Origin of the sequence: Oceanobacillus rekensis, assembly GCF_002153375.1 — a bacterium.
Lineage (GTDB): Bacteria > Bacillota > Bacilli > Bacillales > Amphibacillaceae > Oceanobacillus > Oceanobacillus rekensis.
In genome coordinates this window covers 37439-51700 of record NZ_MTBQ01000003.1, presented here as the reverse complement: position 1 = coordinate 51700, position 14262 = coordinate 37439, and the positions used below count along the sequence as shown (strand labels likewise).

The following is a 14262-nucleotide window of genomic DNA, read 5'->3' as shown; positions in this document are numbered from 1 at the left end:
AAAAGCAGGAGAAATCCTGCTTTTTCTATTATGTTCGACAACTATTTTTACATAACAGCTACTAGGGCATGTACTTGCAGTTGATTCCTTTTGTTCTATGGTTTATTCTAAAGAAAGGAATCGAGCTGTAAGGAAATGTATGACGAATAATGTACATTTATGTTTATAGACGATAAAATGAAGAGAGAATGTTGTATTGAAAGGAGCACTATTACTAATGGCAGAAGAAAAACAAGTATTCTCCACAGAAATCTCTGGAAAGAAATTTACTATTGAGATTGGGGAGTTAGCAAAACAGGCAAATGGTGCATGTATGGTCCATTATGGCGATACATCTGTACTGTCTGTAGCTACAGCATCAAAAGAACCAAAGGATCTACCATTTTTCCCATTGACCGTTAACTATGAAGAAAGATTATATGCGGTTGGTAAAATTCCTGGAGGATTCATTAAACGTGAAGGTCGTCCGAGTGAAAAAGCAATTCTATCCTCCCGTTTAATTGACCGTCCGATCAGACCACTGTTCCCAGATGGTTTTAGAAATGAAGTACAGGTGATTAGCACCGTTATGAGTGTTGATCAAGATTGCCCATCTGAAATAGCTGCAATGATTGGATCATCCATTGCCCTCTCGATTTCTAATATTCCGTTTGCAGAGCCAATTGCAGGTGTTAATGTTGGACGAGTTGATGGGAAATTTATCATTAACCCGACAATTGAACAGGAAGCAAATAGCGATATTGAATTAACTGTTGCGGGTACAAGAGATGCTATTAACATGGTAGAAGCGGGTGCGGATGAAGTGCCTGAAGAAGTCATGCTGGAAGCAATTATGTTCGGACATGAAGAAATCAAACGAATCGTTGCATTCCAAGAGGAAATTGTAAAAGCTGCTGGAGTGGAAAAATTCGATTTAGTATTATCTGAATTGGATGAAGAATTATCTGCTAAAGTAGAATCTGAAGCAAAAGATAAATTGATTGAAGCGATTCAAGTACAAGAAAAACATGCAAGAGATGTAGCAATTTCCAATGTTAAAGAAAGCGTACTACAATCATACGAAGAAGAAGAGCAAGCTACAGTTAAACAAGTTAAATCTATTCTAGATAAAATGGTTAAAGAAGAAGTACGCAGATTGATTACAAAAGAAAAAATACGTCCTGATGGTCGTAATCCAGAAGAAATACGTCCACTATCCTCCCGTATTACTGTCCTACCTCGTACCCATGGTTCAGGATTATTTACACGTGGACAAACTCAAGCATTAAGTATATGTACATTAGGTGCGTTAGGTGATGTTCAGATTCTGGATGGTCTAGATCTAGAAGAGTCTAAACGATTTATGCATCATTATAATTTCCCACAATATAGTGTAGGGGAAACTGGACCTATTAGAGGACCAGGTCGACGTGAAATTGGCCATGGTGCTTTAGGTGAACGAGCACTTGAAAAAGTGGTTCCAAATGATAAAGATTTTCCATATACTATTCGTTTGGTTTCAGAAGTATTGGAATCCAATGGTTCTACATCCCAAGCAAGTATTTGTGCCAGCACATTGGCGATGATGGACGCTGGAGTACCAATTAAAGCACCGGTAGCGGGAATTGCGATGGGTCTTGTGAAATCCGGTGAAGATTATACAATCTTAACTGATATACAAGGTATGGAAGATGCTTTAGGTGATATGGATTTTAAAGTTGCCGGAACAGCTCAAGGTGTTACAGCATTACAAATGGATATTAAAATAGACGGTTTATCAAGAGAAATTCTTGAAGAAGCATTAATTCAAGCTAAAAAAGGACGTATGCAGATTCTCGAATCGATGCTAGCTACAATAAATCAGCCTAAACAGGAGCTTTCCGAGTTTGCACCTAAGATCCTTACAATGTCTATTAACCCGAACAAAATTCGCGATGTTATTGGACCGAGTGGAAAGCAAATCAATAAAATTATTGATGAAACAGGTGTTAAGATTGACATCGAACAAGATGGTAGTGTGTTTATTTCATCTATCGATTCTTCTATGAATGATAAGGCGAAAAAAATCATTGAAGATCTTGTACGGGAAGTTGAAGTCGGTCAAATGTACATGGGAACTGTTAAACGTATTGAAAAATTCGGAGCATTTGTCGAATTATTTAAGGGAAAAGATGGTTTAGTACACATTTCCGAATTGGCTGAAGAACGTACTAATAAAGTGGAAGATGTAGTTTCCATTGGTGACCAATTAATGGTTAAGGTTAAAGAAGTAGACCGTCAGGGACGTGTTAATCTTTCCCGTAAAGCTGTTATTCTGGAAGAAAAGGAAAGAGCTGAAAAAGCGAAACAACAATAAATTAAATTCATATAGACTAAAAGAAGCTGATAAACCAGTTTCTTTTTTTTGCTTAAACTCCCCTGTTTGCGTCTGAACTTCTGACCACTTGCCTCCGCTTTTGAAATCGTCTAGCTGCGTGGGCTAGGGACTACGGAGCATAGTTAATGGACACTCCGAGCACGAAAAAACGTGTGCTCTGCGGTCCCTTATCTATGCCCTCCGTCCCTGGGCAAGCCCACTCCGCTTTTGTTTTGATATTCATACTTGTCCTTTTTGTGCATAGAAATGTATGGGGAGGGGTATGGATGGGTAATTATCGAAAGTATGTTAATTTATTTGTTTTTTTAATTTTGGTTGTTACAGTGTTTGATATAGAATACAATCCATTTGAAATCAATCCAACTGTAATGGACACACAGACTGCTGTTCAAAGTGATGCGTTATATATGGAAATTGAAGATAATAGTAACGTCTTTTTTGAGCAACCTCAGAATGCATATATTGATAAGGTGTGGAAAAAGACTGCGGGTAGAAATGGTTTAAGAGTCAATGTGGAAAAATCTTATGAAAAAATGAAGGGCAATGGCGCGTATGATGAGTCTTTGTTGGTTTATGAAGAAATACCACCTGAAATTACTTTGAAGGATTTACCAGCTTCTCCAATTTATCGCGGCCATCCGGAAAAAGAGATGGTAGCATTATTAATCAATGTTTCGTGGGGAGAAGAATATATTCCAGAAATGCTAAGTATATTAAAGGAAAACAAAGTTAAAGCAACATTCTTTATTGAAGGAAAATGGGGCAAAGAAAACGCGGAACTTGTGAAGATGATTGATGAACAAGGACATGTGATTGGAAATCATGCATATAACCACCCAGATATGGCAAGATTATCAGAACAAGAAAGTGTGGAGCAAATTGATCAGACAAACCAAATATTAACGGCAATTACAGGCAAGAAACCAACATGGTTTGCACCTCCAAGCGGAAGTTATAATGATCGGGTAGTACAGATTGCTGATAATTTAAATATGGAAACCATTCTATGGACCGTTGACACGATTGATTGGAAGAACCCATCCGTTTCTGTTATGCTTAACCAGGTAAAAGAAAAACTTCATCCTGGTGCAACAGTTCTCATGCATCCAACTTCATCAACTGCAAATGGACTAAATCAGTTAATAGAAATAATTAAAGAAAACGGATACAAAATAAGTACGATTGATTTACTTCTCAGTGAAGAAAGATAGTAATCCAGAACGTTTTTCGAGTATATTAGGAGGGAAAATATTGATAGATAAGCATATAAGCAAGAATGGTTTACGTATTGTATTAGAAAAGATACCAGCAGTCCGGTCAGTGACAATTGGTATATGGGTCCTTACCGGCTCGAGAAATGAAACTGTCGAAAATAATGGAATTTCTCATTTCTTGGAACATATGTTTTTTAAAGGGACGAAAACTCGTTCTCCACAGGATATTGCTGAAGCATTTGATTCCATTGGTGGTCAAATTAATGCATTCACATCAAAAGAGTATACTTGTTTTTATGCGAAAGTATTGGATACCCATAAAGATTACGCATTGGAAATATTAGCAGACATGTTCTTTAACTCTACTTTTGATGAAGAGGAAATGGAACGGGAAAAGAAAGTAGTATATGAAGAAATAAAAATGTATGATGATACACCAGATGATATTGTCCACGACTTATTGGCAAAAGCATCCTATGGGGAGCATCCATTGGGTTATCCCATCCTAGGAACGGAAGAACATTTAAAAACGTTCACACCGACCCTGCTTAGGGAATATATATCGCAACGTTATAGACCAGATAATGTAGTTGTTTCCATAGCTGGGAATGTGGAAGAATCCTTTATTAACACTGTTGAAGGTTACTTTGGCAAATATGAATCGACAGCAAAAGATAATCATGCGATTGTAAAACCGACTTTTATTGCTGAATCAATTGAGCGAAATAAAGATACGGAACAGGCACATCTTTGCTTAGGGTTTAACGGACTTTCTCAGGGGGATGAAAATATTTATAGTCTTGTAATTATGAATAATGTTCTTGGTGGAAGTATGAGTTCCAGATTGTTTCAGGATATTCGAGAAAAACAAGGGCTTGCCTATTCTGTTTTTTCATATCATTCTACATTCCTTGATAATGGACTACTAACAATCTATGCTGGTACTGGAAAAGAACAGTTGCCACTCTTAAGGGATACGGTAAGAACAACTTTGGATATATTAATAAAAGATGGCCTTTCAGAGAAAGAACTACGAAACAGTAAGGAACAGCTGAAAGGAAGTTTAATGCTTGGTTTGGAAAGTACAAACAGCAGAATGTCCAGAAATGGCAGAAATGAATTATTGCTTAAACGGCATCGGACATTGGATGAGGTCATTCGGGAAATTGATGCAGTAAATCATGACTCTATTAAACAAGTCATTAAGCAAGTTTTCGATAATTCACCTTCAAGTGCATTAATCGCACCGGCTATTACGAATTAAAAAAGGCGGGCTTTCAAACCGGAAAAGATTTGAAAGCCTGCTTTTATTTGTATAATACGACCTCTCAGTATTATTCAAACACCATATTTATACATTAGTTCTACAGCTCCCACATATATATGAAGTATAGGCAAATGCAGGAGGGCGGATACATGCGATTCAGAGAGATGAGTGACAAAGAAATCATCAATGTAAATGAGGGTACACGACTAGGGGTTCTGGGTCAGACAGATTTGGAAATTGATGAAGTAACCGGACAAATTGAATCATTTATCATACCGAATTACAAATGGTTTGGGTTAGTGAAAGAGGGAGAAGAAACGAAAATACGCTGGAACTCCATTAAAAAAATAGGCGAAGATATGATTATGATTGAAACAAATCAACTCGATTAAGTAAAGCGCTAGAAATTGTGCCCCAGTGAGCGATATATTGTCCTCCAACTACAGTAGATAGTAGTTAAAAAATTTTATATGTACTGACCTAGAAAAAAGGCTAATATCACATAATGATATTAGCCTTTTTTCATATTTTTTTAATCTGACACTCACTCCTAGGGTGGTATCACATAAGCTATAAAGAAAATGATTAAAAGTGTTTGTTTTGATAGGAATTGTATGTCTGGAGGTAAAAATAAAAATGAATCAATTAATAGCTGTAATTGGTGGAGATGGACGATATTTGGAACTGATCAGACAGTTGAAAAATTTACCTGATACTAAGATTACACTTGTTGGGTTTGACAAACTGGAACAAGGATTTACGGAACTTAATCAAATTGATTTGGAAGACTTGGATCAATCAAAATTAGATGTTGTTATCCTTCCAATTACAGGGACAAATATGGATGGGGATATTGAAACTGTATTTTCTGATAAAATCGTCAATCTGAACAAAGAGTGGTTTAAAAAAATGAAGAAATCATCGATGGTTTTCACTGGAATAACTAATGACTATCTATCTTCAGCTACCAGTGATGCGGGCGTTAGCTTAATCCCGCTATTGAATAGGGATGATGTTGCCATCTATAATTCAATCCCTACTGCAGAAGGTGCAATCATGATGGCGTTTGAGCATACAGATCATACGATACATTCTTCACAAGTAATTGTGACAGGATTCGGACGTGTTGGAAATACAGTAGCAAATAAATTCTCAGCATTAGGTGCAAAAGTATCTGTATGTGCAAGAAGTATTCGTGATTTGGCAAGAATTACAGAAATGGGCCTGAATGCAATTCCCTTGGAAAAGCTTTCTGATTATACGGATAACTGTGATGTGTTGATAAATACGATACCTGCTCCAATTGTTACAGAAGAAGCGATACAAAATCTTCCAACAAATGGGATCATTATTGATTTGGCGTCCAAACCTGGTGGAACGGACTTTGACTATGCCAAAAAACGGGGTATAAAAGCAATTTTGGCGAAAAGCCTTCCAGGGATTGTAGCACCAAGAACAGCAGGGAAAATACTTGCTGATGTCATCACACAAATTTTAGAGGAAAAGAGGGAATCGTTATGAGTCTTACGGGAAAACGAATTGGTTTTGGCATGACAGGGTCCCATCATACACACAGTCAGATTTTTCCTCAAATAGAAAAACTTGTAATGGAAAAGGCCGAAGTTATTCCAATCGTCTCCTATACGGTTCAAAACACAGACACAAAATTTGGCAAAGCTTCCGATCATATCGAGAAACTGGAAAACATTACAGGTAAAAAGGCAGTTAGAACCATTCCGGATGCCGAACCGTTCGGACCGAAAAACCCATTAGATTGTATGATTATTGCTCCACTTACAGGAAATTCACTAAGTAAGTTAGCAAATGCACTTACTGATAATCCGGTACTTATGGCGGCTAAATCAACTCTAAGAAATCAGCATCCTGTATTACTTGGTGTAACTACGAACGACGCACTCGGTTTAAATGGCTCAAATTTAATCAAATTAATGAACAGTAAAAATATTTATTTTATCCCATTTGGTCAGGATGATCCTTATAATAAGCCAAATTCAATGACCGCAAAATTAGATTATTTATTGGAAAGTGTAGAATCTGCTTTAAATGGAAAACAACTTCAACCTATTATTGTTCCTTATCTCTCTTAAAATATGTTAAAATAAACAACTATAAGTGCGTGTTTAAAAAGAAGGATAAAAAAGTACCGATAAGTTCGAGGCGGAAAAACTCCTAAGTAATGGAAAAGCAAGCATTCGGGCGGAATTCGATATTTCTTTTTACCGGAATTTTAAATATCCTCTATAAGTGAATTATTTATCATTTCTGAAGGGAGTCATTAAAATGACAATAAAAACAGCATACAATGTTGCAGTTGTTGGAGCAACAGGAGCAGTTGGACAAAAAATAATGAAATTACTAGAAAAAAAGAATTTCCCTATAAATGAATTGAAATTGCTCTCATCAAAAAGGTCTGCAGGTAAGAAGTTACTATTTGGCAATAAAGAAATAACGGTTGAGGAAGCAACGCCAGATAGTTTTCAGGGAGTAGATATTGCACTGTTTTCTGCAGGAGGTTCTATTTCCAAGGAGCTTGCGCCTGAAGCTGTGAAACATGGTGCCGTTGTAATTGACAATACAAGTGCATATCGTATGGATGAGAACGTTCCATTGGTTGTACCAGAAGTTAATAGTGAGGATATAGCAAATCATAAAGGAATTATCGCAAACCCAAACTGCTCAACGATTCAGATGGTTGCAGCATTACATCCGATTAAAAAATCATTTGGAATGAATCGAATTATTGTTTCAACCTATCAGGCTGTATCTGGTGCTGGTGCAGAAGCAACTAACGAATTAAAAGTACAGGCACAACAATTTTTAAATGAAGAAGAGATGGAAGCAAATCTCCTTCCTGTTTCAGGCGATGAGAAGCATTATCCGATTGCATTTAATGCACTTCCACAAATCGACGTTTTTGGGGATAATGGCTATACATTTGAAGAAATGAAAATGATCAATGAAACAAAAAAAATTATGCATGATGAAGCTATCTCTGTTGCAGCGACTTGTGTTCGTTTGCCATTCTTTACTTCCCATGCTGAAAGTGTTTATATTGAAGTAGAACAAGATGGAGTAGAAGTTGCAGATTTATGGAAAGTATTGGAAGCAGCCGATGGTATTGTACTTCAAGATAATCCAGATGCTCAAGAATATCCAACACCATTAAGTGCAGCAGATAAAGAAGATGTTTTTGTTGGTCGTGTCCGCAAAGATCTTGATAATCCCAATGGTTTTCATTTATGGATAGTTTCAGATAACCTTCTTAAGGGTGCAGCATGGAATACAGTACAAATTGCACAATCATTAACTAAAAATAATTGGTTATAAAAAGAATGTTCAGAAAATCAATCATGATGATTGGTTGAACATATGGTATCCGGTAATAATAGAGGTGTTAGAATGCAAGTATTAGTTCAAAAATTTGGTGGAACTTCTGTTCAATCAGAAGAAAATAGGGAACATGTAATAAAACATATTAAAGATGCATTGGTAAAGGATTACAAACTCGTAGTCGTCGTATCTGCATTGGGGAGAAAACCAGATCCCTATGCAACAGATACATTATTGAGTTTAGTTGACTTTCCTGCCAATAAAAACACCAAACGCGAACTGGATTTGCTAATGTCATGTGGCGAAATAATTTCTTCTGTCGTTCTATCCAATGAACTTCAAAAAAATCATATTACAGCAGTTGCTTTAACCGGAGCACAGGCAGGTTTTATAACAACAGAGGACTTTACCAAAGCAAAAATAAAGGAAGTAAATCCAGCGCGTATCCTTAAAGAATTTGAAAAAAATGATGTCGTAGTTGTTGCCGGTTTCCAGGGACAAAGCCAAACTGGTGAGATTACTACAATTGGCCGAGGCGGCAGTGACACAAGTGCTGCTGCGCTTGGTGTTGCATTATCTGCAGAACGGATTGAAATATTTACAGATGTGAATGGAATCATGACTGCCGACCCGAAAGTGGTGAAAACCGCTCGCCCACTGGATGTTGTCACATACAATGAAATCTGTAATTTAGCATACCAGGGTGCGAAAGTGATCCATCCACGGGCAGTAGAAATTGCAATGCAAGGTAAGATACCCATGCGTATAAGATCAACTTATTCTGAGGAGTTGGGAACACTGGTTACTTCATCAAGAGTTACTGAAATGGGAGTGGACATTCCTGATAGAATGATCACTGGTATTGCGCATATATCTTCCATTACACAAATTAAAGTACAAACAAAAGAATCTGCATATCGATTGCAATCAGAAGTGTTCAAGGCGATGGCAGAAGCTGGGATATCGGTTGATTTTATTAATATATCTCCTAAAGGTGTCGTCTATACAGTGCCTGAATCCCAAACAGAAAAGGCGGTTAACATTCTTGAAGTTCTAGGATTTCATCCGGAAATTACGGAAGGGTGTGCTAAGGTTTCGGCAGTAGGTGCAGGTATGACTGGTGTCCCTGGAGTTGCTTCAAAAATTGTTCAAGCATTGACAAATGCTGGTGTTCAAATATTACAGTCAGCGGATAGTCATACAACCATTTGGGTTCTCGTGCATTCTAATGAATTAATTACAGCAGTAAACGCATTGCATGATGTCTTTGGTCTCGGTAATATGACTGAAACGAGTGAATTAAAGCCTTAAAGGTGTTCAATGTAAACTACCTTTTGAACAACCCTATAAGTGCGTGTTCAAAAAGATGGATAAAAAGGAACGAGAAGTTCGAGGCAGCGTAGATCCTGAGTATCGGAACGTATTCAATTAATACGTGAGAAAAGGAAAAGCAAGCTAACGAGCTTCCATAGGAGGTGGTGACTTCGACGTTCGACACAGGACGTGTCGGAACTTAGTCGAAGGCCCCCTTTCTCGAAGCGTCATTTTTACCGGACTTTTTGAACATCCTCTATAAAAGAAAGGTGATCAAGAATGAATTTTGGGCGAGTGTTGACCGCAATGGTCACCCCATTTGATAATGATGGTAAATTAGATATTGAACAAACAAGTGTTCTTGTTGAATATTTGCTTGATAATGGGACAGATGGTTTAGTAATAGCTGGAACTACTGGTGAATCTCCTACATTAACGATGGATGAGAAAATCAAGTTATATAAGCATGTAGTTCAGCAAGTTAATGGAAGGGTGCCTGTCATCGCTGGTACAGGTAATAATAATACTGCTGCGTCGATAAAATTGACGGAAGAAGCGCAAATTTGTGGTGTGGATGCAATTATGCTTGTTACACCATATTACAATAAACCAAGTCAACATGGAATGTATGAACATTTTGCTGCAATTGCCAAGGTAACTGATTTGCCGGTTATGCTCTATAATATACCAGGCCGTTCGGTAGTTAATATGACTGCAGAAACAATTATTAATTTAAGTTTGATTGATAATATTGTTTCCGTAAAAGAAGCTAGTGGTGATCTTGATCAGATCTCGGAAATCATTGAAAATACTGATGATGATTTCACGGTTTACAGTGGTGATGATGGATTAACATTACCGATGCTTTCAGTAGGCGCAGATGGGATAATTTCCGTTGCATCTCATGTGATTGGAAATGAAATAAAAACAATGGTAAACCACTTTTTTGATGGTAAGCCAATGGAAGCCGCCTCCATTCACCGTAAGCTTCTGCCGATTATGAATGGGCTATTCTTAGCACCTAATCCGTCACCTGTTAAAGCTGCGCTACAAATGAAGGGGATTGAAACAGGCAGTGTACGATTACCGTTAATCCCGCTTACAGATGAAGAAATGGATCAATTAAAGGGTCTTTTAGACAAGTAAAAATACCGGCTGCTATCAGCCGGTATTTTTTGCATATTTACGTTCATACTATCCTTATAGCCAAAGCCATAAAGGGAGTGTTCGAAAATATGAGTAATTCAAATCAAAAAGAAAATCAACAGCAGGATAATCAGCCACATTCATCATCTTTGGTTGAAAAAATTCAACAACTGGGTCAGTCCAATATACCCCAGGCACCTGAATCAAACGTTCATGTCCTTTCCATTATTGGTCAAGTAGAAGGACATTTGCAATTACCGCCGCAAAATAAGACAACGAAATATGAACATTTACTGCCTCAACTTATAGCGATTGAACAGAATCCGAAAATTGAGGGAATGATTATCCTGTTAAATACTGTTGGTGGAGATGTGGAGGCAGGTCTTGCACTTGCTGAAATGATCGCATCTATTTCAAAACCAACGGTATCCATTGTTCTTGGTGGTGGTCATTCTATTGGAGTGCCAATTGCTGTTGCAACAGACTATTCATTCATAGTACCTTCTGCAACCATGACCATTCATCCAGTAAGATTGACAGGTTTGGTGATCGGGGTGCCACAGACGTTTGAATATCTTGATAAAATGCAGGACCGAGTCATTCAATTCGTGGTAGAGCATTCAAATATAAAAGAAGAGAAATTCAAAGATCTAATGTTTGAAAAAGGAAATCTTACAAGAGATATTGGAACAAATGTGATTGGTAAAGATGCTGTTGAGTACGGATTGATTGATGCAGTAGGTGGCGTTAAAGATGCAATGAGTAAGTTAAATGAATTTATTGGTACGAGTCCGTCTTCAGAAGGAAGTGAAGTCCAATGATCCTGTACACACCACTAGCACAAAACGACATATTTCCAATGGATTTAAGTGAATACGACAAAATAGCGAGTGTTACGTATAATGGCAGAACAATCCATGCAGAAAGACTACAGGATGGAACTTATCAGATACAACAATTGCTATCATCGGATCCCCAAGATTTTTTAAACACAGATTTTTCCCCTGGGAGAATCATAAACTGATTCGTCTCATTTACCATTTAGTAACGATGATGGAAAATCCTTACTAAATAAGTTTCACTTTATGATATAATTGCATGTATATGCCCTTGCCAATAAAAGGCAAGGGTTTACTAATCGTATATGCTGGTATAGATAGAGGTGAAAGAATGGCTAAAAAAAGAAAAAGAAAAAGTGCAAAACAAACAAAGCTATTGAAATTGGAACTAATAGGACTACTATTTATTTTTCTATCCATATTTGGAAGTGGAGCAAGTGCAATCAGTGATGGTGCAATACCAGGTTGGCTGGAGTATTTCTTTCAATTTTTCCTAGGAATTTGGTATTTTGTTGCATCTGTTTTTCTATTTATTACTGGACTGCTTTTACTCGTCAAAAGAAAGTATCCGGATTTCTGGACTAAAAAAATGGTAGGTTTCTATATTCTTTTTGCTGGAATATTACTATTTACTCATATTCAAACGTTTGAAAGTTTACTAGTATCAGCTGAAAATTCTTCGATCATCGGAACTACTTGGAGTAATTTTCTGGCGTATATTAACGGGACAGGCACTACTGTCCAAATCGGTGGAGGAATGATAGGAGCGATTATTTTTACATTCTGTTATTATCTATTCTCTTTAGCCGGTTCGAAAATTGTTGCGGTTTTTTCCATGTTGATTGGTCTTATTTTTATTACTGATTTATCTATTGGTGATATTTTCGCCAAACTTTATGCCAAGGTCAAATTAATGATGACTAAACAGTTTACGAAATGGAAAGAAGCTAGAGCAGAGAAGAAACAGCATAGGGAAGAGAAACAAGTACTTCAAGAGGAAACGATTGGACCAGGTGCAGAGCATGATGAACCATTAATAAATGATTTTACAGAGATTGCCTATGCTACACCTGAACCGAATCAAGAGATGGAAAAAGTGGAAGTAAATGAATCTGTAAATGAGCAAAAAGTTGTAGAAGATGTAGTAGATCAACCGATGCCAATGACAGCTACAGAGAACCATGACTATGTGCTGCCTTCACCTGATTTATTGGCCGAACCTGCACATAATCCACAACAGCAGGAAAAATCACAAATTCAGGCAACCGTCCGTAAGCTTGAACGGACATTTAAAAGTTTTAATGTTAAGGCAAAGATTACAAAGGTTCATGTTGGTCCTGCAGTAACAAAATATGAAGTTTCTCCTGAAGCCGGTGTGAAAGTAAGCAAGATTGTCAGTTTGCATGATGATATTGCGTTGGCACTTGCTGCAAAGGATATTCGCATAGAAGCACCGATTCCGGGTAAATCTGCTGTTGGTATTGAAGTTCCTAACAAGGAAATTGCGATGGTTTCGCTCAGAGAAGTATTGGATAAAACATGGAATAATAAAACATCCAAACTACTTTATGCATTAGGAAGAGATATTTCCGGTGAAGCAGTTGTAGGAGAACTAAATAAAATGCCACATCTCCTGATTGCTGGTGCTACTGGTAGTGGGAAAAGTGTGTGTGTGAACGGTATTATTACTAGCATTCTAATGCGTACAAAACCACATGAAGTAAAAATGATGATGATTGATCCGAAGAAAGTAGAATTGAATGTATATAACGGAATTCCACATCTGTTGGCACCGGTTGTCACAGATCCAAAAAAAGCTTCCAGAGCATTGAAAAAGGTAGTTTCTGAGATGGAAAGAAGATACGATTTATTTTCCGATACAGGGACACGAAACATAGAAGGATATAATGAACATATTCGAAAATATAACTTAACAACGGAAGAAACACAGCCCCATTTACCATATATTGTTGTTCTGGTAGATGAGCTAGCCGATTTAATGATGGTTGCTTCCAATGATGTGGAAGATTCGATTACAAGACTCGCTCAAATGGCCAGAGCTGCAGGGATACATTTAATTATTGCCACACAGCGACCTTCTGTAGATGTCATCACTGGGGTAATCAAAGCGAATATTCCATCAAGAATTGCCTTCAGTGTATCATCTCAAACCGACTCCAGGACAATTCTTGATTCTGGTGGAGCAGAGAAATTGCTAGGTAGGGGAGACATGCTGTTTATGCCGGTAGGTTCATCCAAACCAACACGTGTACAAGGAGCATTTTTATCGGATGAAGAGGTTGAACGAATTGTCGACCATTGTATTGAGCAGCAGAAAGCATCTTACCAGGAAGAAATGATTCCAGAAGAAACGAATGAAATGGTTGAAGAAGTGGATGATGAGCTTTATGATGATGCGGTACAAATGATTACAGAAATGCAGACTGCCAGTGTATCAATGCTTCAGCGGAGATTTAGGATTGGTTATACACGTGCAGCCCGGTTAATTGATGCTATGGAGGCAAGAGGAATTGTAGGCCCGTATGAAGGCAGTAAACCTCGTACTGTATTGATTACTAAACAGACAGAGGAACAACCCTCGTAATGTTTAATTTAAAATAAAGGCTAGTTTTCACATAGAATGTTGTTATCTGCCCCATAGTCGTCAGCAACTTTCTTACCAGCTCTGGGAAATATACGGAGACTCCTACGGGAAGAGAGGCATAGGTGAGACCCTGAAATGCGACAGCATGAAGGGGCTCACCAGCCGCCTTA

12 protein-coding genes are annotated in these 14262 nt (G+C 37.6%); all 12 read left to right on the top strand.

What is annotated here, in order from left to right:
- Window positions 1-217: 217 nt before the first annotated feature.
- The 12 genes from pnp to BV906_RS07555 all read left to right on the top strand — a co-directional run bounded on the left by pnp (window position 218) and on the right by BV906_RS07555 (window position 14092).
- Window positions 218-2335, top strand: a complete 2118-nt coding sequence (gene pnp, locus BV906_RS07610; RefSeq protein ID WP_087972863.1) for a polyribonucleotide nucleotidyltransferase — start codon at window positions 218-220, stop codon at window positions 2333-2335.
- Between the two features lie 287 nt (window positions 2336-2622).
- Window positions 2623-3567, top strand: a complete 945-nt coding sequence (locus tag BV906_RS07605; protein WP_087972862.1) for a polysaccharide deacetylase family protein — start codon at window positions 2623-2625, stop codon at window positions 3565-3567.
- A 40-nt stretch (window positions 3568-3607) separates the two neighbouring features.
- On the top strand, window positions 3608-4834 hold the full coding sequence (locus BV906_RS07600; RefSeq protein WP_087972861.1) for a M16 family metallopeptidase: 1227 nt from the start codon (window positions 3608-3610) through the stop codon (window positions 4832-4834).
- 152 nt (window positions 4835-4986) lie between these two features.
- Window positions 4987-5229: a YlmC/YmxH family sporulation protein gene (locus BV906_RS07595; protein WP_087972860.1), complete on the top strand. Its 243-nt coding sequence runs from the start codon at window positions 4987-4989 to the stop codon at window positions 5227-5229.
- A gap of 244 nt (window positions 5230-5473) precedes the next feature.
- The gene (gene dpaA / locus BV906_RS07590) at window positions 5474-6358 is read left to right on the top strand and encodes a dipicolinic acid synthetase subunit A (RefSeq protein WP_087972859.1); all 885 of its coding nucleotides are present in this window, start codon (window positions 5474-5476) and stop codon (window positions 6356-6358) included.
- Window positions 6355-6945, top strand: coding sequence for a dipicolinate synthase subunit B (dpaB, locus tag BV906_RS07585; protein ID WP_087972858.1), 591 nt, complete (start codon window positions 6355-6357; stop codon window positions 6943-6945). The genes dpaA and dpaB overlap by 4 nt, the downstream gene beginning before the upstream one ends.
- A gap of 193 nt (window positions 6946-7138) precedes the next feature.
- A complete protein-coding gene (gene asd, locus BV906_RS07580) occupies window positions 7139-8185 on the top strand; it encodes an aspartate-semialdehyde dehydrogenase (protein WP_087972857.1) in 1047 nt (348 codons plus the stop codon).
- Window positions 8186-8257: 72 nt separating this feature from the next.
- Window positions 8258-9499, top strand: coding sequence for an aspartate kinase (gene dapG, locus BV906_RS07575; protein WP_087972856.1), 1242 nt, complete (start codon window positions 8258-8260; stop codon window positions 9497-9499).
- Window positions 9500-9781: 282 nt separating this feature from the next.
- Window positions 9782-10648, top strand: a complete 867-nt coding sequence (gene dapA, locus BV906_RS07570) for a 4-hydroxy-tetrahydrodipicolinate synthase (protein ID WP_087972855.1) — start codon at window positions 9782-9784, stop codon at window positions 10646-10648.
- An 89-nt stretch (window positions 10649-10737) separates the two neighbouring features.
- On the top strand, window positions 10738-11469 hold the full coding sequence (locus BV906_RS07565; RefSeq protein WP_087972854.1) for a ClpP family protease: 732 nt from the start codon (window positions 10738-10740) through the stop codon (window positions 11467-11469).
- Window positions 11466-11672: a YlzJ-like family protein gene (locus BV906_RS07560; protein ID WP_087972853.1), complete on the top strand. Its 207-nt coding sequence runs from the start codon at window positions 11466-11468 to the stop codon at window positions 11670-11672. Before BV906_RS07565 ends, BV906_RS07560 begins: the two co-directional genes overlap by 4 nt.
- A gap of 146 nt (window positions 11673-11818) precedes the next feature.
- A complete protein-coding gene (locus BV906_RS07555; protein ID WP_087972852.1) occupies window positions 11819-14092 on the top strand; it encodes an FtsK/SpoIIIE family DNA translocase in 2274 nt (757 codons plus the stop codon).
- The last annotated feature ends 170 nt before the right edge of the window (window positions 14093-14262 follow it).